Source organism: Herbaspirillum sp. 1130 (assembly GCF_017833835.1).
GTDB lineage: Bacteria > Pseudomonadota > Gammaproteobacteria > Burkholderiales > Burkholderiaceae_D > Herbaspirillum > Herbaspirillum huttiense.
Genome location: NZ_JAFICQ010000003.1, coordinates 736,664 through 756,763, shown reverse-complemented (window position 1 = coordinate 756,763; position 20,100 = coordinate 736,664). Strand labels below are relative to the sequence as shown.

Below are 20,100 nucleotides of genomic sequence, written 5' to 3'. Positions count from 1 at the left end.
CTTTTATTTTTGGAGCGGACCGGCAGGGAATTTCAGATCACGCAAAACGATGGCCAGTGGACGCCGCTTGGTATTTTCGTAAGCGCGCCAGGCGTATGAGCCGACCAGCCCAAGGCCCAGTGTATTGGCTCCGCCAAAGAAGAGCACGATCAGCACCGTGGTTGCGTAGCCCGGGACATGCAGAAAACCCGATATCCGTGCAAACAGGACCACCAACCCCAGTGGAATCGATACCGCAAGTCCGGCGACGCCCAGTGCCAGCAACAGCTTGATGGGCAAATCGGTAAACGCGAAGATGCTGTCCATCAGATAGTTGATTTTTTTGGACAACGTCCATGCCGATACACCGTGCGACCGTTCGCGCCGGCTGTAAGAAATCTCCTTGCGCCTGAAGCCCAGCCAGAACAGCAATGCGATCAGTGATGTGTTCGATTCTTCGCATGAGAGCAAACAATCCCTGAATGCGCGGTTGCATCCAAACACATCCACTCCCCCGGCCGGCATTTGCGAAACCACGAACTTGCGATAAATCGACCAGAAAAGGTTGGCAGACAGCCGATTGCGCAGTGGATCAGCCCGCCCCTCCCTGGTGCCGACAACCACATCAAACTCGTCGCCACGCATGATCTCGAAGAACTGCAACACCAGCTCGGGCGGCTCCTGCAGGTCGGCTGCCATGACGGCAAAATATTCCCCAGAGGCTTTTTGCAAGCCCACCCGGATCGCCGAAAAGGAGCCGAAATTGCGCGAAAGCAGAATCAGCTGGGATGCAAAAATTTGCGAAGGCAAAAGGGATTGCAGCAGTTCAGCAGAGCGATCAGGACTGCCGTCGACGACAAATACCACTTCCATCTTGCCATCCAGTTGTCGGTTCAATGAATCGACAACTTTCACCAGTTCTGGAATCGATTTTTCGTTTTTATATACCGGAATAATGAGTGAAAACATCACGCTTCCCACTGATTGACGTGCTGCGATACCCATTCCACTTCTTCGTCAGTCATTTCAGGGAAGCACGGCAAGGTCAACACTTCATTGCACGCGGACTCGGTAACGGGAAGAATATCAGCGGCGAAGCGTCCGTTGAACATTTCCTGGCGATGATCGGGCACGGGAAAATGAATATCATGGGGCACCTGCATCGTGCGCAAATGCGCTGACAGGGAATCGCGCTGTCCGCAGCGGATGACATACAAGTGGCCAACATGATCCGGGCCGCAAGGAGCCGGCAGCGTGATCTGCGGATGACGGAGAAGCTTGCCGTACAAATCAAAAATGGCCCTGCGGCGGGCATTCCAACGGTCAAGATACGGCAGTTTGACTCTGAGGATAGCTGCCTGTACTTCGTCCAGACGACTATTTCTGCCACCGATCACCGTGGAACGATACTTTTGTGTCCAACCGTACTGCCGCAGTTGCTTGGCGCGTTCCGCGACATCCGGGGCGTTCATGGTCAAGGCACCACCGTCACCCAACGCACCGAGATTTTTGGTCGGGTAGAAACTGAACGTCGCCAGATCACCCCATGATCCTGCTTTTTTTCCATCTCGCACAGCGCCGTGCGCCTGTGCGCAATCTTCGATGAGCTTGACACCCTGGTCTCTTGCGAGGCGCGAAATTTCTTCGATGTTGGCCAACCGCCCATACAAGTGGGTCACGATGATGGCACTGATGCTGGAGGCCTGCAGTGCGCGTTCCAAAGCCAGGACGTCCATATTCAAACTGAAAGCATCCACATCGACATAAACGGGTACGGCCCCTATCGCATTGACGGCAAAGGTGCCATAGCCCCCCGCGTTGGCGACCAAGGCAACGCGGTCGCCCGCCTCAACGCCTGCCGTCCGCAGCGCCAGCTCCAGGGCGTCAGTGCCGTTGGCCACACCGAGTGCATACTCCGTTCCGCAATATGCGGCGAACTCTCGCTCGAACGCAGTGACCTCTGCCCCCAGCACATACCAGCCACGTGCCAAAAAATCCTGGAAAACCTTGCTGATTTCAGGCTCAAGCGGCTCGTTGTGCCGGAATAAATCGTTGATTGCTTTTAGCGGTTTCATTCGTTGTCCAAAAAATGAATGTTTGCTCATCCGCGCAAACATGCATAGATAAGTCTTCATCTGGGCTGACGCCAGCCGAATTCTATCGCGTCATCACTGTGATGAATAAAAATTGTCTGTTGGCCATTGCCAACGCCTTGCTCTGGCGAAGAATTCGCAGGCAAGACAAGAAAAATGAGTGACTTTCCCCCGGCACGGTTTGAGAAGCTTTGGAATTCCCGCCTCTTCTTGCGTTTTGACAATGTCTCGTAGATGACAAGTATAATTCAGCGCCCCCCTTATAAGGCTCACTCTCTTGCAGTGAAGCGACTGATAACTCGCGGATTTCGATCGGACAATAATGAAAAATGTTTCCCCGACGCATGATCAGGGCCAATCCCGGCTTCTATCCATATTTTGCTCGCTGCTGATTGCCGGCGGCTTGGTTTTCGTATTGCTTGCAGGTTTCGGTGCCTACTGGGGTAACGATGACGCCGGCATGGCCATGATCGCCCATGGCTACGGAATTGCTGCATTCGGCTCACCCAATATTGTATTTTCCAATGTGCTCTGGGGGCATTTCGTCAGAGCAATACCATCAATCGATGGCCTTGACGGCTATTCTGTTGCCATGATCGGGGTGCTATTCGTGGTCACGGCGACGACGATCTACGGATTGCGTGAGCTGAAGACGAGCATCACCTTATGTACGCTGATTGCGGCGTTCCTGTTCGTGCGTCCTGTGCTTTTCCCGCAATTCACGATCAACGCCGGCCTGCTCGGTATTGCGGGCGTCATTTGCCTGTTGGTCTTCATTCGGGAGCGCAGCAGAGCGATCCTCTTGCTGGGCGCGGTGCTACTGTTTACCGGTTACCTGATACGCAGCCGCGAAGTGTTGTTTGTACTGCTGGTTTCGGCACCTCTCGTTCCATGGCGCAACCTGATCCAGGACCGAGTTGCCAAATTCGTGATCGGGGCCTTTTTTGCGGCCGTTCTGATCGCCGCGCTTGTCGACTACCAAGCCTACCAAGCGGCCAGTTGGGCGACATTCAATGAAACCAGCAAAGTTATCTCTCCCATTGTCGATTTCGGTGCAGGTGCTCTGCTCAGGCAGCATCCAGCCATCCTGCAAGCTCATGGTTACTCAACCAATGATATTGACTTGCTGATCAACTGGTTCTTCGTCGATCTCAATATTCTCGACGTGAACAAGCTCAAGCAAATGCTGGCCGAACTGGGTCCCTTGCCAACGCAAGCCAACTCCTTGTCAAACGCGATGACTGGAATCAGATTTCTCTGGAACAAGGAGTTGATTGCTCCGATGCTGGCCGCGTTGTTCATGTTGTTTGTCCTGCCCAGCCGTCGGGTATTCATCAGCTGGATCATCTTTTTGGCCGGGATTTTCACATTGGGTCTGATGGGCCGACCGGGGATCTTGCACGTTTATATTCCTTTGGCAGGCCTGCTGTTGACGGCTCCATTCCTGATTGGCCCCGTGCCCCCACGCCGTGCACGCATGGCGATAATCGGGCTGGCTGTAGTGCTCATCCCTTACACCATCAACCTTTGCATCGAAGCCAATACCGCAAAGTCAACCGTTGCCCGGATCCAAAAAGATTTGACCGAATTCCCCTCCACGACCGTCGTCAATTGGGCCAGCAGCTTCCCGTTTCAAGCAGCCTATCCATTCTTGGGACGACACAAGGCTGACATGCCTTTCAGGCTGTACAGCCTGGGCGGGTTGGCTCAGGCCCCTTACATGAACACCTTTGTTGATCAGAGCAAGCGCCAAGGCGTTCCAGATCTGCTTGCGAGTGAATCAGGCATGAAGTTCATTGCCATTGCACCCTATTTCGATCTTCTGGCCAAATATTGCGAGGAGCATCTGCACGGAGATCTGCAAGAAATCTCAGTTCATAAATATGGTGATGTAGAAGTCAGTCAACGCCGTTGCAACGTTCGCTCCAAGTCGTGATCTCGGACCCAAAGCAGCACTACCGTGCCGATAACCATCGCATCCTGCGCACCGCACAAACTCCACAAGTTCATGCGCAGGAAAAGCATCAGCCGGTTTGCTGAGTAGTCATTGAAAACGAATGGTCCCAACAATGAAAAGCACCACAGCCGATCGTGGTGCTTTTTCGTTTCTGCGGCATTGTGTGAAGTTGTTGTATCAGCCCTCGAAAGGATCGCGCCCCTGGCGTTCAGGCTCATTGTCTTGCACGTCCTGCCCTGCCGACTGCCCCTTCGAAAGAACTGGCTCACTCCTTGCCATACCCGCTTACGACCGGTGTCAACTCCGAAGCAGCTGCGCTGTCCGCCGCTATCGCATTGACCTTGCGCTGCCGTCCTGGCCGGATACGCCTGGCCTCGGTCGCTGCTGGCAGATCGCGCTTCTTCTTCCCCGTCTTGGCCATCTGCGACAAGCCCGACAAGAGCTGAACCAGGGAACTGCGCAGCACCGGATCCACGGCGCGATAGCAGGCAATCAGCTCGCTCTCCTGCTGGGTCGGCGTACTGCCGCGCACACCGGTCAGCACATAGGTAATATCGATCCCGATCTCCCCCAGGCCGTGCAGGTAATAAGCGTCCGGCGCGGTCTCGCCGATCTCGTACTTGATTTGGGTACGTGCCGTGATATCGAGCTGGTCCGCTACCGATTTCTGGGTATGACCGCAGCGGCCACGCTCTTGCGCAAGGCGATCGCCAAGTACTGTCAAAAATTCACTCTTATTCGATGACATATGAAAAGGACCTCTCCTAGAATGTTGCTTTCAGCTCAACAGCGAGGAGACATCTTATGGCACCCAAGCAACAAAACGAACGCAAGCCCGCAAAAGGAACGACGCGTCTGGTGAATTTTCGATTAAATGAGGCGGAATTCGAGGAAGCTGACCTGTTGGCACAACAAACCTACCGCTCGCGCGCTCTTTTCATTCGCACGATGTATTTGCTGGGACTGCAGACGTATCGCCGCCAGCATCCTGTCGACTGAGATCGCGCACACGCATTCGCTTGACCAGGATGACGATGAACGGCGCGGCTGAACGGGTCAGATGAGGCCGTGGCGCAGCAGGAACTCCCTGGCTGCCTGCATCACCTGATCCGCTTGCTCGCGGTGCGGGACATGGCCACATTGCGCCAGCAGCCGCGACTCGCCCTGCCCCGGGAACGCTGCGGGCAGGCTGGCAATCATGCGCGGATGCGTGAGACTGCCAAACTCATCCAGATCGCCATGCAGCGCCAGCACCGGACAGCGCAGCCGCTCCAGCATGGGGGCCAGCGACCAGTGCGCAAAGGACGGCGAGAGCCAAGTGTCGATCCACGCCGAGAGCACCCAGCGCGCCTGTTGCAGGTCGTTGCCGTGGTACTTCGCCAGGCGCGCGAGTTGTACCGGATCGGCAAAGCGGGTTCGCGCCTCCTGAATGCCCTGCAAGGTCCGCTCCTCCACGAAGGCTTGTGCCGATTCGGTGATGACGGCCAGCACTCGCTGCGGCCACTGTGCCGCCGCCGACACGGCCATGCCACCGCCGACGCTGTGGCCAAACAGGATCACCTTGTCCACTGCGAAATGCTGCAGGACCGCGGACAGCGACGTGGGCGCTTCAGCAGAGATGAAATCCAGCGCCAGTCCATCCGTCCTCGCCGAGGACTGTCCGAAGCCGGCCCGATCATAGGCAATGACGGGAAGTCCGGTCTGCGCCGCCAGCCGGGCAGGAAAGTCGCGCCACAAGGCGACCGACCCCAGCGAGTCGTGCAACAGCACAATCGGCGTGCGTGCCTCGGGCGAACCGCCCCACACGCTGGCATACAGGGTTCCGCCCTCGGTCTCGATATACGCGTCCTGCCGTTCGGACATGCTCGCTCCTCTGCTTGGGTACTGACGCATTGCGTCCGGCCGCCGCCCCCCCTACCTGCACACGGCACCTAAAGGGGCAAACGGCAAATAAAAAGGCGCACCGGGGGGTGCGCCTGAATCAGCCTTCAAGGGGGTATGGCTCCCCCGCAATATACCGGACACGCTATCAGCTTGCGCGACGTGCGAGCCCCAGTATCACGCCAGGCGCATGGCTGATGCTGCTCGCTTGCAGCCCTCAGTGATGCGCACCGCCGCCCAGATAGGCGGCCTTGACCGCCGGGTCGTTCTGCAGCTTGTCGGCGGGTCCGTGTACGGAGATCTTGCCATTCTCCAACACATAGCCGTAGTCCGCAACATTGAGCGCGGCAGCGGCGAACTGCTCCACCAGCAGCATGGTCACGCCCTGCTCCTTGAGCCGCACGATGATGCGGAAGACCTCATCCACCAGGATCGGCGCCAGCCCCATCGAAGGCTCGTCCAGCAGGATCACTTCGGGGTTCAACATCACCGCGCGCGCCATGGCCAGCATCTGCTGCTCGCCACCCGACAGGGTACCGGCCAGCTGCGTCTGCCGCTCCTTCAGGCGCGGGAACAGCTCCAGGGCGCGTTCCAGGTCGTGCGCGATATCGCCCTTGGGGCGGGCCCGCGTAAAGCGCGGGAAAGCGCCCAGCAGCAGGTTGTCGGTCACGCTCATGGTGGCGAAGACGCGCCGGCCTTCCGGCGAATGCGCCAGGCCGTAGCGCGCGATGCGGTGCGAGTCCAGGCCGGTGATGTTCTTGCCGCCGAGCGTGACTTCCCCGCCCTTCGGTTTGATCATGCCGGAAATGGCGCGCATGGTGGTGGTCTTGCCGGCACCGTTGGAACCGATCAGGGTCACCACCTTGCCCTTGGGGACGTCCATCGAAATGCCATGCAGCACCTCGACCTTGCCGTAAGCGGCGTGCAGATTGGAAATGGTCAGCATGTTCAGGCTCCCGCGGGGCTGGGTGGGTTGTCGTGGGCATCGCCTGCGCCACTGCCGAGGTAGGCTTCGATGACCTTGGGGTCAGCCTGGACCTGGGCCGGCTTGCCTTCGGCGATCTTCTGGCCGAAGTCGAGCACGGTGACGGTATCGCAGATCGACATGACCACGTCCATGTGGTGTTCGATCAGGATGATGGTGATGCCGGCTTCGCGGATCTTGCGGATGATGGCGACGAGCTCCTTGATGTCCGGTGCCGTCAGGCCAGCGGCCGGTTCATCGAGCAGCAGCAGGCTGGGGTTCAGGCCCAGCGCACGGCCGATTTCCAGCAGGCGCTGCTTGCCGTAGGGCAGGTTGCGCGCCTCCTCGTTGGCCAGGTTGGCCAAGCCGACAAATTCCAGGATCGCAGCGGCGCGTTCCCGTGCGGCTTGCTCTTCGCGCACGTAGCGCGGCGTATTGACCATCACGTCGACCACGTTGCTGTTGAAGGTGTGGTGCAGGCCCACCAGCACGTTTTCAGTGGCCGTCATTTCACCGAACAGCTGCACGTTCTGGAAAGTGCGCGCCACGCCGCCCAGGGCGATGGTCGAAGGCGTATTGCCGGAGATCGGGCGACCGTCGTATTCCACCACGCCATCGGTAGGACGATAGATGCCGGTCAACACGTTCATCATGGTGCTCTTGCCCGAGCCGTTCGGGCCGATCAGGCCGTGCACGGTGCCTTTACGCACATCCAGGTCAACCCGGTTCAAGGCCTTCAGGCCACCGAACTGCATCAGGATCTGGTTGACCTTCAGCAGCGTTGCGCCCTCGTCCTTGACGGAGTCGGTGGTGATGACGGCGCGCTCCTTGTCACCGGCGATCTGCTGGGCCACGGGCACGTGCTTGGTCAGCATGCGGCCGAACAGGTTGCGGCAGAAGCCGACGATGCCGTCCTGCAGGTAATACACGACGAACAGCGTCATCAGACCGAAGATGGTCAGGCGCCAGTCGGTGATGTTTTCCAGCTTGTAGGAGAAGGCGGCCATGGCGATGGTCGCCACCACCGGCACCGCGATGCCGCGCGCGGTCTTGGTCCCCTTGGCCAGCTGCACGCCGGCGCCGATCACCACGATCACGGCCAATACGGTGGCGATCTGGCGGAACAGCGCGATGTCCGACAGCAGGCTGGGCAGCATCACCACGATCAATGCGCCGATCAGCGAACCGATGCGCGACTTGCGGCCACCCATGATCACCGCCAGCAGGAACAGGATGGTCAGTTCGAAGTTGTAGGTATTGGGCGAGATGTACTCTTCCGAATACGCATACAAAGCGCCCGACAACCCGGCCAGCGCCGCACTGATGATGAAGGCATAGACCTTGTAGCGATACACCGACACGCCCATGCAGTCCGAGGCGATCGGACTGTCGCGCAACGCCTGGAAGGCACGGCCCAGGTTGGACTTGAGGATGCGATGCACCACCAGCATGGAGATCACCATCAGGATCGCCACCAAGTAGAAGAACTGCACTTCGTTCATCTTCTCGCCACCCAGCATCGGCTTGGCGACCTTGATCCCGAGCGGGCCTTCGGTGAGGAAGGTCATCTCGTTGATCAGGATCTGGATGATGGTCCCGAAGGCCAGCGTCACCATGGCCAGGTAAGGACCGGTCACGCGCAGCGCCGGCAGCGCCAGGATGGCACCGAAGACGGCAGTCACGGCAATGGCCGCCGGAATCGTCACGAAGATCGGCAGGCCCAGCTTGAAGAACAACACGCCGGCCGCGTAGGAGCCGATGCCGAACAGGCCCGCATGGCCCAGCGAGACCTGGCCGGTGTAGCCGACCACGATATCGAGCCCGAACAGCAGGATGGCGTAGATGAGGATGGTTTCGATCAGGTGCAGGTAATACGGGTTGTGCACCACCATGGGAATGCCGCCCAGCGCGGCGATGCCCAGCAAGGACAGCAGCAGGATTTTCTTGTTCATGGTGTCAGACCTTCTTGATCGCAGTTTTGCCGAAGAGGCCCGCAGGTTTCACCGCCAGCACCAGCAGCAGCAGCACCAGTCCCGGTACTTCCTTGTAGCCGGTCGAGATATAGAAACCGGTCACGGTTTCAGCCACGCCGAGGATCAGGCCGCCGACGATGGCGCCCATGCCCGAGGTCAGGCCACCAATGATGGCCACCGCGAAGGCTTTCAGCCCCAGTGCCGCGCCCATGGTGGCGCCGGTCAGCGTCAGCGGCGCCACCAGCACGCCAGCGAAGGCGGCGGTGGCCGAAGACAGGGCATATGAAAAAGTGATCACCATGCTGGTATTGATGCCCATCAACCCCGCCGCATCGCGGTCGTTGGAGGTGGCCACTACGGCCTTGCCGTAGATCGACTTGCGATTGAACAATTCGACCGCCGCCATGATGAGCAAGGCACCGATCACCACCAGCACCTGCATCGGCTGCACGTTGGCACCGAAGACCTGGAAGGGTGTGCCGGAGATGGGCGACGGGAACGGCAGGTCGTCCTTGCCCCAGATGTTCTCGGCGACGTTCTTGAAGATGATGGCCAGCGCGATGGTGGACATGATCCAGCCGAATTCGGACTTGATCTTGATGGCCGGACGCACGCCGATCCATTCCACGAACATGCCCTGCAGGGCACCGAAGACCAGCACGATGGGGATCATCAGCCAGTAGTTGAGATAAGGCCCGCCGTGGATGTTGCCTACCACGGAGAGCCCGACCAGCGCGCCCAGCATCAGGGCTTCACCCTGGCCGAAATTGAGCGTGCCGGACGTGGCAAAGGTCAGTTGGTAACCGAAGGCGATCACGGCATAGATCATGCCCAGCGCGATCCCGGAGAAGACCAGTTGTAAGAGGATGTCCATTGTATTTCCCAAGAAGCGGCTACCGCCGGGTGGCGGCGTAGAGCTGCAACGATCCCGCGGCGACCGCCCCCGGCGCCGTTAGAAATTCGTCAACAGATCGTGTGAAAAAGGCCAGCCCCCGGATCGCAAGGACTGGCCTCTTCGACTGCGTTACGTGAAGTGAAGCGAGTCGGTTCTTATTTGCCGAGGATGACGCGGCCGTTCTTGACCTCGCCCATCACGACCATGCCAGGCTTGATGGCTTCGTGATCGTCATGGGTGAACGGCTTGTCATAAGTGGTCACCACGCCTTCGACCTTGGTGTTCAGGTTTTCCAGCGCGGCGCGAACCTTGTCGCCATCAGTGGTGCCAGCCTGCTTGATGGCAGCGGCCAGCAGCAGGATGGAGTCATAGCCCTGGGCAGCCGAGACGGCCGAAGGCATGCGGTCAACCTTGTAGGCCTTCTGGTAAGCCTCGATGAAGGCCTTGCGCTTGGGCGTGTTGCCGTCCTGGATGAAGGTTTGCGGCATGCGGGCACCGTTGCCGTTCTTGCCGGAGTTGTCGATGAAGTTGCCCATCGACAGCGGCCAGCTGCCGATGATGGGCACTTGCCAGTTCAGCTTTTCCATGCCGTTGGCGATCTGCGCCAGTTCCGGGCCGATGCCGTAGGTCAGCACGGCTTGCGCGCCGCCCTGCTTGGACTTGAGCAGCTGGGCTGTCATGTCCACGTCCTTGATGTTGTACTTTTCGACGGCCACCGGGGTGACCTTCTTGTCGGCCAGCACTTTTTCCAGGTCTTCACGGCCGAGCTGGCCGTAGTTGGTGGAGTCGGCCAGGATGGCGACCTTGGTGAACTTCTGCTTGTCGACCGCTTCATCGGCGATCATCTTGGCCTGGATCTTGTCAGCGGCCGAGGTGCGGAAGATGTAGTTGTCCTTTTCCTTCTCGAACTGCTTGGTGATCACGGTGCCGGTCGCCACGTTGTTGATCACCGGGATCTTGGCTTCCTGGTAGAAGCGCTGCGAGGCCAGGGCCACGCCGGTGTTGATGAAACCGACGGTGGCAACCACCTTTTCCTTGTTGATCAGTTCCTGGGCGATCTGCACGCCGCGTTCGTTCTTGGCTTCATCGTCGCGCTCGACCAGCTGGATCTGCCGGCCCAGCACGCCGCCAGCGGCATTGATCTCGGCCACGGCCAGCTTGACGCCATCACGCATGGACACGCCCATCGGGGCAGAGCCACCGGTGTAAGGGCCGGAAACGCCGATCTTGATCGGATCCGCAGCCTGCGAAGTGAGCGCCAGGCTCATCAGGGCAGCGGCAACAAAGGCTTGGGTCTTGTAGCTCATGTCATCCTCCAGAATGTAATTGTTGGCTAGCACGCGAGCGGGCGTAGCGCTTTTGGAACCCGCTCCGTGTGAACGAATTCTCCGCTCCCCTTCGCTCTGTGGCGAATGCTTGCGGGAGTGTCGGGCCGATTCTGTCCCAGTTTCCTTGCGCCAAACTTACAGGCTTGTCAGGAGCTGTCGCAGCTTCTCAGGCAGTGCAGTGGATTTCTCTTTCTTGAAATCGACCCAGACGATTTTTGCGGCACCGTCAGCATAAATGATCTGTTCATCGGCAGCGTCGCGGATGACATACGTAGTTTCCACACTCGTGCGCCCCAGGTGCCCCGCGCCCATCTGCACCAGGATGCTGGCGGGATACTTCATCTGGCGGCGGAAATTGCAGTGCGCATTGACGATCACCGGGCCCTCCTCGCCTGCGATGGTGGGCCCGAACACCTCTTCCAGCCACTCGATGCGGCACTGCTCCATGAAGCGGAAATAGAGCGTGTTGTTGACGTGGCCGAAGGCGTCCATGTCGCCCCAGCGAATGCGTTGCTGCGAGACGTACAGAGGCTTGGTGGCGGCGGCTTCGTGACTGCTCATCGTGGGTCCTTTTCCGGTTTGATTCATCAATGAATGTAATTTTTTTCATGCGCGACGCGCGAGATCTGTCGCATTTACGACGCAGCCGTGCCCCGCATCCGCTGGGGCTTTCTGCTTCACTACCGAGTCACCCTGCTCGCCAACGCGCCCTCACCGCAGCGACCGCGCATAACACAGGGTTATCAGGTCACGCCAATACGGTATGAGCCTCGCGCAGAAAATCCCATAAAATACGGCACCTCCGGCAAGCTTCCGGCGCGGGGCGATTTTCCCGCAGGACAGTCCGCTTGCAGTGCATTGTTTCAGATATGAACGCTAGAAGTTGAATAAAAAAACAGCGAAATGGCCGTTCCCTCTAGCGTTCCTTCGAAAAATACTTAACAATAGCACGATCGTTCGAAAAACAGGCAGTTCACATAACACGGGACACCCATGACTTCTTCTCAAGACTTGCTCGCACAATACGGCCCTCGCGAATCGATGGAATATGACGTCGTCGTCATCGGCGGCGGGCCCGCTGGTTTGTCGGCAGCGATTCGCCTCAAGCAGCTGGCTGCGCAACAGAACCGGGAAGTCTCGGTCTGCGTGCTGGAAAAAGGCAGCGAGGTCGGTGCCCACATCCTCTCCGGCGCGGTGATGGACCCGCGTGCATTGACCGAACTGATCCCCGACTGGAAGGAACAAGGCGCGCCCCTGAACATGCCGGTGACCGAGGACCGCTTCCTGTTCCTCTCCGAGAACAAGGCCTACAAGACCCCCAACTGGCTGCTGCCGACCTGCTTCCAGAATCATGGCAACTACGTGATCTCGCTGTCCAATGTCACCCGCTGGCTGGGCCAGCAGGCCGAGGCGCTGGGCGTGGAGATCTTCCCCGGCTTCCCGGCGGCCGAAGTGCTGTATCACGAGGACGGCTCGGTCAAGGGCGTGGCGACCGGCAACCTGGGCATCAACAAGGAAGGCGAACCCACCGGAGACTTCCAGCTGGGCATGGAGCTGCACGCGAAATACACCTTCTTCGCCGAAGGGGCGCGCGGCCACCTGGGCAAGCAGTTGATCGCCAAGTACAAGCTCGATGCCGGACGCGATCCGCAGACCTACGCCATCGGCATCAAGGAACTGTGGGAAGTGAAGCCCGAAGTGCACCAGCCCGGCCTGGTGGTTCACACCGCCGGCTGGCCGCTGGCTAATGACACCTACGGCGGCTCCTTCCTGTATCACCTGGAAAACAACCAGGTCGCCGTCGGCTACGTCGTAGGACTGGCCTACCAGAATCCGTATCTTTCGCCCTTCGAGGAATTCCAGCGCTACAAGACCCATCCGGAGATCCGCAAGTTCTTCGAAGGCGGCAAGCGCATCTCTTACGGCGCACGTGCCATCACGGCCGGTGGCGTGCAATCGCTGCCCAAGCTGGTCTTCCCCGGTGGCGCCCTGCTGGGTTGCGATGCGGGCTTCCTCAATGCCTCGCGCATCAAGGGCAGCCATGCCGCCATCAAGAGCGGCATGCTGGCCGCAGATGCCGCCTTCGCGGCGCTGGGCGAGAACCGCCAGTCCGATGAGCTGGCGGCTTACCCGGCAGCCTTCGAGGCTTCCTGGCTGAAGGAAGAACTGCACAAGGCACGCAATTTCAAGCCGTCGATGAGCAAGGGATTGATCACCGGTACCCTGCTGGTCGGCATCGACCAGGTGCTCTTCGGGGGCAAGGCGCCGTGGACGCTGCGCCATACCCACGCCGACCACGAATGCCTGCGCCCGGCTTCGGACTTCGCGCCGATCGCCTATCCCAAGCCGGATGGCAAGCTGACCTTTGACCGCCTGTCTTCGGTCTTCATCTCCAATACCAACCACGGTGAAGACCAGCCCGCGCACCTGACGCTGAAGGACAAGAATGTTCCGGTGCAGGTGAATCTGGCCAAGTACGCCGGCCCGGAATCGCGCTACTGCCCGGCCGGGGTGTATGAATTCGTCAAGAACGAGGACAATTCCGATCGCCTGCAGATCAACGCGCAGAACTGCGTGCACTGCAAGACCTGCGACATCAAGGACCCGACACAGAATATCGTGTGGGTCACCCCGGAAGGCGGCGGCGGGCCGAACTACTCGGGCATGTAAGCGCCCTTCCCTGTCTCGCAAAAACGAAAGCCGCATCCTTGTCAGGGATGCGGCTTTTTTCGTTGGGTCAGCACAGTTCTCAGATGCCGGCCGGGCGTTCGGGCGGGGTCCAGCTGCCATTGATTATCTTCTCCAGCCAGAACACCCCGATCACGGTCTTCACATCCGTGATCTGGCCATTGCGTACCTGTTCCAGCAGCTCGGCCAACGGGGCCTTGTAGATGTCGAGGAATTCACCTTCATCCAACTCCCGCTCGCCCTCTTTCAAGCCACGCGCCAGATACAGCACCAGATGTTCATCCGAATAGGCGATGGCATTGTGAATGGTGCACACGTACTGCCATTCGGTGGCGGTATAACCGGTCTCTTCCTTCAGTTCACGCTTGGCGCAGTCCAGCGTATCCTCGCCCGGATCGATCTTCCCGGCCGGGAATTCGATGAAGACCCGGTGCAGCGGATAGCGGAACTGGCGCTCCATCAACACGCTGCCGTCCTCGAACAGTGGCAGCACCGTGACTGCACCGGGGTGCTTGATGTATTCGCGGCTGGTTTCCTTGCCGTCCGGGAGCACGATGGTGTCCTTTTGGACCTTGAGGAAATGGCCGTCGTAAACCTGGCGAGTGTCTTTCTGCGTCTCTTTGAGATGGGCGTCCATGATATGTGCGAGGGGATGAGGTTGGAGAAGAAAAACGACCGGCCGCGCCCGACCGGCACGCACCAAGAAAAAAGGCGTCAGTCAGTGACCGACGCCTCTTGCAGGCTGCTTCAGGCGTGCTGCTTGCGCAGGTATCGCATCACATAGCCAGGATAGGCCAGCACCAGGAACAGACAAGCGGTGATGGCATAGAATTCCCAGCCCTGCGAAAAGACGTTGCCGATGCCGCTTTCCAGCAGATGGGCAGCGACGCCGACCAGGAAATACAGCACCACCAGTTCCAGCAGCCGCAGCCAGATCGGCTTGACCCAGGCGGCGTCCTTGTTCAGCGGAATCAGGCCGAACAATTGCTGGTTGAAGAAAGGCAAATTGGCCGCCAGGGCGGCCAACAGGATGACGATCCAGCTGAACAGGGAAACGTTCATTTCCCTGTTTCCTTACGCCACGACCTTGCTGAGGAAGGTCGCCAGGGTGCTGACGATGGCGTTGGTGCAGGCATCCATCAGGTGCCCCGGCCACAGGCCGATGGCCAGGGCGGCGATACCGTTCAAGCTCAGCACGACACGCATTTCAGGCGTAGCGACGATCTTGCTGGTGTCGGTGGGCTCGTCGAAATACATCACCTTGACCACGCGGATGTAGTAGAAGGCACCGATCAGCGAGAAGACCACGGCCAGCACCGGCAGCCAGATCTGGCCAGTGGCCATGGCGGCCTGCAGCACCGACAGCTTGGCGTAGAAGCCCACCAGCGGGGGAATACCGGCCAGCGAGAACATCATGATCATCATCACGGCGGCGAACCACGGGCTACGCTGGTTCAGGCCCTTGAAGTCGTCCAGGGTGTCAGCTTCGAAGCCCGAGCGCGACAGCAGGATGATGACGCCGAAGGAACCCAGGGTAGTGATCACATAGGTCACCGCGTAGAACAGCGAAGAGCTGTAGGCGTTGACGGCCGAGAACAGGTTGCCGTCTACCACGCCCGACAGCATGCCCAAGAGCATGAAGCCCATGTGCGAGATGGTCGAGTAGGCCAGCATGCGCTTGATGTTGGTCTGTGCGATAGCGGTGACGTTGCCCAGGATGATGGACAGCACGGCCAGCACCATCAGCATCTGCTGCCAGTCCACGGCCAGCGGCAGCATGCCTTCGACCAGCAGACGGAAGGTGATGGCGAAGGTCGCCAGCTTCGGTGCGGCACCCAGCAGCAAGGTCACCGGGGTGGGCGAACCTTGGTAGACGTCAGGCACCCACATGTGGAAGGGCACGGCACCCAGCTTGAAGGCCAGGCCAGCCACCACGAACACGATGCCGAACACCAGCGGGGTGCGGTCAACGGTACCGGAGACGATGGCGCGGAAGACTTCGTTCAGCTCCAGTGCACCGCCGGTCGCACCGTACAGCATCGACATGCCGTACAGCAGGAAGCCGGAGGCCAGTGCGCCCAGGATGAAGTACTTCATGCCGGCTTCGGTCGAAGCGGCGTGGTCACGGCGCAGGGCCACCAGGGCGTACAGCGACAGCGACATCAGTTCCAGGCCCAGGTAGATGGACAGGAAGCTGTTGCCGGAGATCATGACCATCTGGCCCAGCAGCGCGAACAGCGCCAGGGCGTAATATTCGCCGCCCAGGGGACCACCGGTGATGCCGCGAGCAGTGTTGTACTGGCGCGAGTAGATGAGCGTGACGCCCACACCCAGGTAGGTGAACAGCTTCAACAGGTTGGCCAGCGGATCGGACACGAACATGTTGTTGAACGTGTAGACCGTAGCGCCCGTGTTGAGGTCGGCAAAGGTCAGTACCGCACACACCACCAGCGCTGCCAGGGACAGCAGATAGGTGATGACGCGCTTGCTTTCCGGCAGGAACATATCGATCAGCAGGATCGCGGAAGTCGCGATCAGCAGAAATATTTCCGGATAGACAGGGATCAGATTCATGTTATTCATTTAGTTACTACCGCTTGTGTACGCCCGCTTGTGTCGCGACCTTGATCGCGCCGCCCGACCGGCAATGCCACACCGGCTCGTCTCGTTACTCGTTGTTGCCCAGCTTGGTTGTCGGCGGGACGCGAGCGCCCCGCCCTTCACTTCTTCTGCGCAGATCAGTTGATCTTGGAGACCGCCACGTGCTTCAGCAGGTCGGTCACCGAGGTCTGGATGCTGTCGGTGATGATGCCGGGATAAATACCCATGACCAGGGTAGCGATCGCCAGCAGGCCCAAGATGAAGAACTCGCGGCCATTCACATCCACCAGTTCAGCCACGTGATGGTTGGTCACGGCACCGAAGATCACGCGCTTGGCCAGCCACAGCGAGTACGCCGCGCCCAGGATCAGGGCGGTGGCGGCCAGGAGGCCAATCCAGAAATTGAACTTCACTGCACCCAGGATCACCATGAATTCGCCGACGAAACCGGAAGTGGCCGGCAGGCCGCAGTTGGCCAGCGAGAACAGGATGAAGAAGAAGGCGAAGCGCGGCATCTTGTTGACCACACCGCCGTACTGCGAAATCTCACGGGTGTGCATCTGGTCATACAGCACGCCGATACACATGAACATCGCGCCGGAGACGAAACCGTGCGAGATCATCTGCACGATACCGCCCTGCACTGCCATGTCGTTGAACATGAAGAAGCCCAGGGTGACGAAGCCCATGTGGGCGATCGATGAGTAGGCGACCAGTTTCTTCATATCCTGCTGGACCAGGGCTACCAGACCGATGTAAATCACGGCCACCAGCGACAGGAAGATCATGAAGCCCGACAGCGCATGGCTGGCGTCCGGAAGAATCGGCAGCGAGAAGCGCAGGAAACCGTAAGCACCCAGCTTCAGCATGATCGCAGCCAGCACGATGGAGCCACCGGTCGGTGCCTGCACGTGGGCGTCAGGCAGCCAGGTGTGCACCGGCCACATCGGCACCTTCACCGCGAAAGCGGCCAGGAAGGCGAAGAACAGGATCTTCTGTTCCATCATCGACAGCGGCACCTGATGCCAGGTCGGGATCTCGAAGCTGCCGCCCGACACGTAGTACAGGTAGATCAGGGCGATGAGCATCAGCAGCGAACCCAGCAGCGTGTACAGGAACAGCTTGAAGGCTGCATACACGCGGTTGTCGCCGCCCCAGACGCCCACGATGATGAACATCGGGATCAGGGTCGCTTCGAAGAAGGCGTAGAACAGCATCGCATCCAGCGAGGAGAACACGCCGATCATGATGCCGGAGAGGATCAGGAAGGCACCCATGTACTGGGCCACGCGCTTCTGGATCACCACCCAGCCGGCCAGCACCACGATGACCGTGATGAAGGCGGTCAGCGGCACGAACCACAGCGAGATGCCGTCCAGCCCGAGGAAGTAGCTGATGCTGAAGCGGTCGATCCAGGGCGTCTTTTCGACGAACTGGTAACCGTGCGCCAGCGGATCGAAGTGCTGGATCAGCGGGAAAGTAACGACCAGGCCGACCAGCGACCCGAACAGCGCCAGCCAGCGGGTCAGGCCCGGATTGCTGTCGCGGCCCAGTGCCAGGACGAGGATGCCGAAGACGATCGGTACCCAGATCGCGAGGCTCAAGATGGGAAATGTTGACTGCATCATGGTTGTTATTTACTCGGACAGCTTATTTGGCGAACGGGAACGGCATGAACCACACCAGGAAACCCAGCACCCCGATGATCATCACGAACGCATAGTGATAGATGTAACCGGACTGCCAGAGACGCGTGAATTTCGAGAACCAGCCGACGACCTTGGCGCTGCCGTTGACGAACAGGCCGTCGATGATGCCACGGTCGCCCACGGTGGACAGTCCGCTGCCCAGCAGGCGGGCACCGCCGGCGAAGACGACTTCGTTGAACTTGTCCATGTAGTACTTGTTGTCCAGGATGGTGTAGATGATGCTGAACTTTTCCTTGAACCAGGCCGGCACGCGCGGGTTGATCATGTAGCAGTAGTACGCCACGACCACACCGGCAATGGCCAGCCACAGCGGCGCGCTGGTGAAGGCGTGCAGCACCATGGCCACCGGGCCGTGGTATTCGTGGGCCAGTTCTTCCATGACCTTGTGGTTTTCACCGAAGAAGATCACGCCCTTGAAGAAGTCGCCATACAGCATCGGCGAGATCGCGAAGAAACCGACGATGACCGAGGGAATGGCCAGCAGGATCAGCGGCAGGGTCACCACCAGCGGCGACTCGTGCGGCTTCTGGCCCGGAGCCAGGCCGTGATGGTGCTCATCATGGCCGTGATCGTCGTGGGCATCGTGCGCATGGTCGTCATGCACGCCGTGGGCCGCAGCCGGAGCGTGGTGATCGTCATGGCCGTGCGCCTGGCCGAAGCGCTCCTTGCCATGGAAGACCATGAAATACATGCGGAAGGAGTAGAAGGCCGTCACGAAGACGCTGGCCAGCACGGCGAAATACGCGAAGCCCGAACCGGCCAGGTGCGACTCGGCCGCGGCTTCGATGATCGAATCCTTGGAGTAGAAGCCCGAGAAGAACGGGGTGCCGATCAGCGCCAGCGAACCCAGCAGCGAAGTGATCCAGGTGATGGGCATGTACTTGCGCAGGCCGCCCATGTTGCGCATGTCCTGGTCGTGGTGCATGCCGATGATGACCGAACCGGCACCCAGGAACAGCAGTGCTTTGAAGAAGGCGTGGGTCATCAGGTGGAACACGGCCACCGAGTAGGCCGACGCACCCAGCGCCACGGTCATGTAACCCAGCTGCGACAGCGTGGAGTAAGCGACCACACGCTTGATGTCGTTCTGCATGGTGCCCAGGAAGCCCATGAACAGCGCCGTGATGGCACCGATCACCAGGATGAAGGACAGCGCGGTGTCGGACAGTTCGAACAGCGGCGACATGCGGGTCACCATGAAGATACCGGCCGTCACCATGGTGGCGGCGTGGATCAGCGCGGAAATCGGGGTCGGGCCTTCCATCGAGTCCGGCAGCCAGACGTGCAGCGGGAACTGGGCCGACTTGCCCATGGCACCCACGAACAGGCAGATACATGCCACGGTCAGCAGCATCCAGTCGGTACCCGGCAGGGTCAGCTGGGCCAGCTCGGCACGCTTGTCGAAGACTTCGGTGTAGTTCATCGAACCGGCATAGGCCAGCAGCAGGCCGATACCCAGGATGAAGCCGAAGTCACCCACGCGGTTGACCAGGAAGGCCTTCATGTTGGCCTTGATGGCGGTCGGGCGGGTGTACCAGAAACCGATCAGCAGGTAGGACACCAGGCCCACCGCTTCCCAGCCGAAGAACAGCTGCAGGAAGTTGTTGCTCATGACCAGCATGAGCATGGAGAAGGTGAACAGCGAGATGTAGGAGAAGAAGCGGTTGTAGCCTTCATCTTCGGCCATGTAGCCGATGGTGTAGATGTGCACCATCAGGGACACGAAGGTCACCACGCACATCATCATCGCGGTCAGACTGTCGACCATGAAGCCGATCTCCAGCTTGAGGCCGGCCACCGTCATCCAGTTGTACAGCGTACCGTTGTAGGTCGCGCCGTCCAGCACTGCGAGCAGGGTCTGGATGGAGATGATGGCGGCGATCAGCACGCCCAGGATGGTCGCGGTATGCGACACCTTGCGGCCAACCACGTTGCCGAAGAATTTGGTACCCAGCAGACCGGCGATGGCCGAGCCTGCCAGCGGCGCCAGGGGTACAGCAAGAAGAAGATGTGGGTTAAGTTGCCCAGCCAT

The 20,100-nt window shown here is 59.6% G+C and carries 18 protein-coding genes; 3 read left to right on the top strand and 15 right to left on the bottom strand.

Features of this window, described 5'->3' with window-relative positions:
- Positions 1–3: 3 nt before the first annotated feature.
- Together JOD78_RS17040 and JOD78_RS17035 are read right to left on the bottom strand one after the other, a co-directional pair.
- Positions 4–948 carry a glycosyltransferase family 2 protein gene (locus tag JOD78_RS17040; protein WP_134135092.1) on the bottom strand — a complete coding sequence of 315 codons (945 nt, stop codon included), beginning with the start codon at positions 946–948 and terminating at the stop codon, positions 4–6.
- Positions 948–2,114: a DegT/DnrJ/EryC1/StrS family aminotransferase gene (locus tag JOD78_RS17035; protein ID WP_245202162.1), complete on the bottom strand. Its 1,167-nt coding sequence runs from the start codon at positions 2,112–2,114 to the stop codon at positions 948–950. Before JOD78_RS17035 ends, JOD78_RS17040 begins: the two co-directional genes overlap by 1 nt.
- 280 nt (positions 2,115–2,394) lie before the next feature.
- Here JOD78_RS17035 and JOD78_RS17030 point away from each other — a divergent pair, with 280 nt between their 5' ends.
- Positions 2,395–4,008 (top strand): hypothetical protein, encoded by a 1,614-nt coding sequence (locus tag JOD78_RS17030; RefSeq protein WP_209568385.1) that lies wholly within the window; start codon positions 2,395–2,397, stop codon positions 4,006–4,008.
- Here JOD78_RS17030 and JOD78_RS17025 read toward each other — a convergent pair.
- Both JOD78_RS17025 and JOD78_RS17020 read right to left on the bottom strand, forming a co-directional pair.
- Positions 3,975–4,247, bottom strand: coding sequence for a hypothetical protein (locus JOD78_RS17025; RefSeq protein WP_134040160.1), 273 nt, complete (start codon positions 4,245–4,247; stop codon positions 3,975–3,977). The genes JOD78_RS17030 and JOD78_RS17025 overlap by 34 nt on opposite strands.
- Before the next feature lie 47 nt (positions 4,248–4,294).
- Positions 4,295–4,777: an XRE family transcriptional regulator gene (locus JOD78_RS17020; protein WP_227022613.1), complete on the bottom strand. Its 483-nt coding sequence runs from the start codon at positions 4,775–4,777 to the stop codon at positions 4,295–4,297.
- A 56-nt stretch (positions 4,778–4,833) separates the two neighbouring features.
- On the opposite strand from JOD78_RS17020, the gene JOD78_RS17015 reads away from it, so the two are divergent.
- Positions 4,834–5,028 carry a hypothetical protein gene (locus JOD78_RS17015; protein ID WP_034330238.1) on the top strand — a complete coding sequence of 65 codons (195 nt, stop codon included), beginning with the start codon at positions 4,834–4,836 and terminating at the stop codon, positions 5,026–5,028.
- A 57-nt stretch (positions 5,029–5,085) separates the two neighbouring features.
- On the opposite strand, the gene JOD78_RS17010 is transcribed toward JOD78_RS17015, so the two are convergent.
- The 6 genes from JOD78_RS17010 to JOD78_RS16985 form a co-directional block, all read right to left on the bottom strand.
- Positions 5,086–5,892 (bottom strand): alpha/beta fold hydrolase, encoded by an 807-nt coding sequence (locus JOD78_RS17010; RefSeq protein WP_134135088.1) that lies wholly within the window; start codon positions 5,890–5,892, stop codon positions 5,086–5,088.
- Between the two features lie 235 nt (positions 5,893–6,127).
- Positions 6,128–6,856, bottom strand: a complete 729-nt coding sequence (locus JOD78_RS17005) for an ABC transporter ATP-binding protein (RefSeq protein WP_034330243.1) — start codon at positions 6,854–6,856, stop codon at positions 6,128–6,130.
- A 2-nt stretch (positions 6,857–6,858) separates the two neighbouring features.
- Positions 6,859–8,826 carry a branched-chain amino acid ABC transporter ATP-binding protein/permease gene (locus JOD78_RS17000; protein WP_209568387.1) on the bottom strand — a complete coding sequence of 656 codons (1,968 nt, stop codon included), beginning with the start codon at positions 8,824–8,826 and terminating at the stop codon, positions 6,859–6,861.
- A gap of 4 nt (positions 8,827–8,830) precedes the next feature.
- Positions 8,831–9,721 carry a branched-chain amino acid ABC transporter permease gene (locus JOD78_RS16995; RefSeq protein WP_039786681.1) on the bottom strand — a complete coding sequence of 297 codons (891 nt, stop codon included), beginning with the start codon at positions 9,719–9,721 and terminating at the stop codon, positions 8,831–8,833.
- Between the two features lie 176 nt (positions 9,722–9,897).
- On the bottom strand, positions 9,898–11,049 hold the full coding sequence (locus JOD78_RS16990; protein WP_034337699.1) for an ABC transporter substrate-binding protein: 1,152 nt from the start codon (positions 11,047–11,049) through the stop codon (positions 9,898–9,900).
- A 156-nt stretch (positions 11,050–11,205) separates the two neighbouring features.
- Positions 11,206–11,631 (bottom strand): acyl-CoA thioesterase, encoded by a 426-nt coding sequence (locus tag JOD78_RS16985; protein ID WP_034337696.1) that lies wholly within the window; start codon positions 11,629–11,631, stop codon positions 11,206–11,208.
- Positions 11,632–12,063: 432 nt separating this feature from the next.
- Here JOD78_RS16985 and JOD78_RS16980 point away from each other — a divergent pair, with 432 nt between their 5' ends.
- Positions 12,064–13,740 carry an electron transfer flavoprotein-ubiquinone oxidoreductase gene (locus JOD78_RS16980; protein ID WP_209568389.1) on the top strand — a complete coding sequence of 559 codons (1,677 nt, stop codon included), beginning with the start codon at positions 12,064–12,066 and terminating at the stop codon, positions 13,738–13,740.
- 79 nt (positions 13,741–13,819) lie between these two features.
- Here JOD78_RS16980 and JOD78_RS16975 read toward each other — a convergent pair whose 3' ends face one another.
- The 5 genes from JOD78_RS16975 to nuoL all read right to left on the bottom strand — a co-directional run bounded on the left by JOD78_RS16975 (position 13,820) and on the right by nuoL (position 20,100).
- Positions 13,820–14,395: an NUDIX hydrolase gene (locus JOD78_RS16975; RefSeq protein WP_121039211.1), complete on the bottom strand. Its 576-nt coding sequence runs from the start codon at positions 14,393–14,395 to the stop codon at positions 13,820–13,822.
- Positions 14,396–14,505: 110 nt separating this feature from the next.
- Complete coding sequence (locus tag JOD78_RS16970; RefSeq protein WP_121039208.1) at positions 14,506–14,820, bottom strand: DUF2818 family protein; 315 nt, start codon at positions 14,818–14,820, stop codon at positions 14,506–14,508.
- A gap of 12 nt (positions 14,821–14,832) precedes the next feature.
- The gene (gene nuoN / locus JOD78_RS16965; protein WP_121039205.1) at positions 14,833–16,341 is read right to left on the bottom strand and encodes an NADH-quinone oxidoreductase subunit NuoN; all 1,509 of its coding nucleotides are present in this window, start codon (positions 16,339–16,341) and stop codon (positions 14,833–14,835) included.
- Between the two features lie 155 nt (positions 16,342–16,496).
- Complete coding sequence (locus JOD78_RS16960) at positions 16,497–17,987, bottom strand: NADH-quinone oxidoreductase subunit M (protein ID WP_039786695.1); 1,491 nt, start codon at positions 17,985–17,987, stop codon at positions 16,497–16,499.
- Positions 17,988–18,009: 22 nt separating this feature from the next.
- Positions 18,010–20,100 carry an NADH-quinone oxidoreductase subunit L gene (gene nuoL, locus JOD78_RS16955; protein ID WP_034337678.1) on the bottom strand — a complete coding sequence of 697 codons (2,091 nt, stop codon included), beginning with the start codon at positions 20,098–20,100 and terminating at the stop codon, positions 18,010–18,012.

Excerpts from the sequence above, each read along its gene's own strand:
- JOD78_RS17040 (WP_134135092.1), bottom strand. The coding sequence starts at position 948 with ATGTTTTCACTCATTATTCCGGTATATAAAAACGAAAAATCGATTCCA.
- JOD78_RS17035 (WP_245202162.1), bottom strand. The coding sequence starts at position 2,114 with ATGAAGACTTATCTATGCATGTTTGCGCGGATGAGCAAACATTCATTT.
- JOD78_RS17030 (WP_209568385.1), top strand. The coding sequence starts at position 2,395 with ATGAAAAATGTTTCCCCGACGCATGATCAGGGCCAATCCCGGCTTCTA.
- JOD78_RS17025 (WP_134040160.1), bottom strand. The coding sequence starts at position 4,247 with ATGAGCCTGAACGCCAGGGGCGCGATCCTTTCGAGGGCTGATACAACA.
- JOD78_RS17020 (WP_227022613.1), bottom strand. The coding sequence starts at position 4,777 with ATGTCATCGAATAAGAGTGAATTTTTGACAGTACTTGGCGATCGCCTT.
- JOD78_RS17015 (WP_034330238.1), top strand. The coding sequence starts at position 4,834 with ATGGCACCCAAGCAACAAAACGAACGCAAGCCCGCAAAAGGAACGACG.
- JOD78_RS17010 (WP_134135088.1), bottom strand. The coding sequence starts at position 5,892 with ATGTCCGAACGGCAGGACGCGTATATCGAGACCGAGGGCGGAACCCTG.
- JOD78_RS17005 (WP_034330243.1), bottom strand. The coding sequence starts at position 6,856 with ATGCTGACCATTTCCAATCTGCACGCCGCTTACGGCAAGGTCGAGGTG.
- JOD78_RS17000 (WP_209568387.1), bottom strand. The coding sequence starts at position 8,826 with ATGAACAAGAAAATCCTGCTGCTGTCCTTGCTGGGCATCGCCGCGCTG.
- JOD78_RS16995 (WP_039786681.1), bottom strand. The coding sequence starts at position 9,721 with ATGGACATCCTCTTACAACTGGTCTTCTCCGGGATCGCGCTGGGCATG.
- JOD78_RS16990 (WP_034337699.1), bottom strand. The coding sequence starts at position 11,049 with ATGAGCTACAAGACCCAAGCCTTTGTTGCCGCTGCCCTGATGAGCCTG.
- JOD78_RS16985 (WP_034337696.1), bottom strand. The coding sequence starts at position 11,631 with ATGAGCAGTCACGAAGCCGCCGCCACCAAGCCTCTGTACGTCTCGCAG.
- JOD78_RS16980 (WP_209568389.1), top strand. The coding sequence starts at position 12,064 with ATGACTTCTTCTCAAGACTTGCTCGCACAATACGGCCCTCGCGAATCG.
- JOD78_RS16975 (WP_121039211.1), bottom strand. The coding sequence starts at position 14,395 with ATGGACGCCCATCTCAAAGAGACGCAGAAAGACACTCGCCAGGTTTAC.
- JOD78_RS16970 (WP_121039208.1), bottom strand. The coding sequence starts at position 14,820 with ATGAACGTTTCCCTGTTCAGCTGGATCGTCATCCTGTTGGCCGCCCTG.
- nuoN (WP_121039205.1), bottom strand. The coding sequence starts at position 16,341 with ATGAATAACATGAATCTGATCCCTGTCTATCCGGAAATATTTCTGCTG.
- JOD78_RS16960 (WP_039786695.1), bottom strand. The coding sequence starts at position 17,987 with ATGATGCAGTCAACATTTCCCATCTTGAGCCTCGCGATCTGGGTACCG.
- nuoL (WP_034337678.1), bottom strand. The coding sequence starts at position 20,100 with ATGGCTGGGCAACTTAACCCACATCTTCTTCTTGCTGTACCCCTGGCG.